Below are 2,806 nucleotides of genomic sequence, written 5' to 3' on the forward strand. Positions count from 1 at the left end.
GGTCGTCGGGGAACTCCGAGACGGCGTCGCCTCCGGTGGAGACGAGGTCCCACAGGTGTTCGGGGGAGGAGATTCCGCCGGGCAGGCGGCAGGCCATCCCCACGATCGCGATCGGCTCCCGCTGCTCGTCCCGTACGTCTCTCAGTTCTTCGCGTGTCTTGTGCAACTCCTCGGTCACGCGTCGGAGGAGATGCCGGATCTGGTCGTCACTCACAGGTTTGCCTTCCGGGGCACGAGCTGAACGGGGGAGGAGCTTTCAGGAGATGCCGAGTTCGTTGCTGATGAAGCTGATGAGTTCGTCGTCCGAGACGGAGGACAGATTTCCCTCCGGGGCGGAGCCGGCGGTCCCGCCGCCGGTCACGGTCTCGGCGGACCTGTCGGAGCCATCGGGCCGCGGGCTTTCCAGGAGTCGCAGCAACCGGGAGGCCGCGGTCTCCCGGTCCGACCGCGACACCGAGATCTCGGCCAGCAGGCTCTCCAGCTCGTCGATCTTTGCCAGCACCGTGGTGAGCGGCGGCTCGGGCTCGGGAGTAAGTACGGCGCGCAGGTGCTCGGTGAGCGCCGCCGGAGTCGGATAGTCGAACACCAGGCTGCTCGGCAGCGCCGTACCTGTCAGGCGGGTGAGGCGGTTGCGCAGCTCGACCGCGGACAGTGAGCTGAACCCCTGGTCACGGAAGCCGCGATGGTCGTCCACCTCCGCCGCGGAGCCGTACCCGAGGACGGCGGCGATCTCGCCCCGGACGAGCCTGCGGACCAGCTGGCGCTGTTCGGCCTCGGGCAGCGCGGACAACTCGTGGCTCAGGTCCTTCTTGCCGTCGCCGGGTTCCGAGTCGGGGCCCGAGGCGTCGGTCTCGGTGTCCCGCGCCTCCGGAAGCTCGCTGAGCAGTGGATGCGGCCTGGCGGCGAGCACGGAGGCCCAGTCGGCCCTGCTGACGACCAGCCGGGTCTCCCCGTGCCCCAGCGCCTCCTCCAGCGCGGTGACGGCCAGGTCGGGGGCCATCGGCGGGAACCCGCCGCGCAGCAACTGCTGCCTGGCGTCGGGAGTCGCGATCCCCTCGCCGTCCCAGTGGCCCCATGCGATCGACGTGGCGGGCAGGCCTGCCGAGCGGCGGTGTTCGGCCAGCGCGTCCAGGAACGCGTTGCCCGGAGCGTAGTTACCCTGCCCCGCGCTGCCGAGCGTGCCGGTGATCGACGAGAACAGCACGAACGCGGAGAGGTCCAGATCACGGGTCAGCTCGTGTAGGTTCAGCGCGCCGCCGGCCTTCACCCGCTGCACGCGGTGCATCTGCTCGACCGTCAGCGAGTCGATCATCGAGTCGTCCAGCACGGCGGCGGTGTGGACGACCGCCGTCAGCGGGTGCTCGAGAGGGATCGCGGCGAGTACGGCGGCGAGCGCGGCCCGCTCGGAGACGTCGCAGGCGGCGACGGTCACATGGGCCCCGAGCTCGGTGAGCTCCGCCTTCAGCTCCGCCGCGCCGGGCGCGTCCAGTCCCCGGCGGCCGAGCAGCAGCAGCCGACGGGCGCCACGACCGGCGAGGCGGCGCGCCACATGACCGCCCAGGGCCCCTGTGCCGCCGGTGATCAGGACCGTTCCCTCCGGCGTCCAGGGCGTGGGGGCGGCGACGCCGGGCAGTGGCGCGGGCACCAGCCGCCGCGCGAGGAGCCCCGTCGAGCGGACCGCCAGTTCCGACTCACCATGGTGTCCCGTCAGAGCGGTGACGGCGTACGAGGCGGCGCGGGCGTCCGGCGTCACGGGCAGGTCGAGCGACCCGCCCCACCGCTCGGGCTTCTCCGTGGAGACGACCGGGCCGAGGCCCCACACCAGCGCCCTGGCGGGATGGGTGACCGGATCGGACGGTCCCGTCGACACCGCCCCGCCGGTCGCGGTCCACAGACGTCCGGTGATCCCCGCGGTGTCCAGAGCCTGGATCAGCGCCACTTCGGCGGCGCCTCCACCCGGCACTCCCGGATGCCCGGGGTGCGGAGAGTCGTCGAGGGAGAGCAGCGACAGCACGCCGGCCACCGCCCTGCCATCCGCCTGGCCGTCGATTCGGCCGTTGAACCGGGTGTCGAACCGTTTGTCGAGGGCGTGGACCAGCGCCGCGGCGACCGCTTCCCGGTCCGCCGTCGCGGTGTCGACCTCGACGGGAACCACCTCGGCGCCTCGTTCGACGAGCGCGCGGGTCAGGACGCCGGCCCATGCCGCCGCCTCTGCCTGGACGGGACGGACCAGCAGCCAGCGCCCGGTCGCCTGCGTTCGGGCCTGCTCGCCGACGGGACGCCACACCGTGCGGTACCGCCACGAGTCGATGGTCGACCGCACGCCGCCCGCGGTGTGCCAGGACGCGAGGGCCGGCAGGACCACGCCCAGGGAGTCCCGCACCTGTTCGTCGTCGACTCCCAGAGCGGCGGCCAGGGAGTCGAGGTCACCACGGCTGACGGTGTCCCAGAAGCGGGTGTGCGCCTCGTCGGCTCCGTCGCGCCCGGCGGCGACGCCTGTGGCCTTCGGCTGCTCCAACCAGTGCCTGCGCTGTTGGAAGGCGTAGGTGGGCAGGTCGACGGTCTTGGGGTCGCTGCCGGGGAGGGTGGCGGCCCAGTCGACGTCGGCGCCGTGGACGTGCAGGTGGGCGGCGGCGGTCAGCGCGGTGGTCACCTCGGGCCGGTCGCGGCGCAGCACGGGCAGTGCGACGGCGGCTGTGCTGTCTTCGCCGGCGCCAAGGGTTTCCGTCGCCAGTGCGGTGAGGACGGCGTCGGGGCCGAGTTCGAGGAAGGTGGTGTGCGGGGCGGTGGTGTGGGCGGTGTGCAG

Annotated in this window: 2 protein-coding genes; both read right to left on the reverse strand. The window is 72.8% G+C overall.

Annotated elements, in window-relative coordinates:
• The coding region (locus PKF00_RS44820) for a beta-ketoacyl synthase N-terminal-like domain-containing protein (protein WP_369011203.1) at nucleotides 1-214 on the reverse strand (214 nt) is incomplete at its 3' end.
• 42 nt (nucleotides 215-256) lie between these two features.
• Nucleotides 257-2,806 (reverse strand): SDR family NAD(P)-dependent oxidoreductase (locus tag PKF00_RS43785; RefSeq protein ID WP_271223712.1); only part of this gene is annotated, 2,550 nt, incomplete at its 5' end.

Origin of the sequence: Streptosporangium carneum, assembly GCF_027922005.1 — a bacterium.
In the GTDB taxonomy this organism is placed as follows: Bacteria; Actinomycetota; Actinomycetes; order Streptosporangiales; family Streptosporangiaceae; genus Streptosporangium; species Streptosporangium carneum.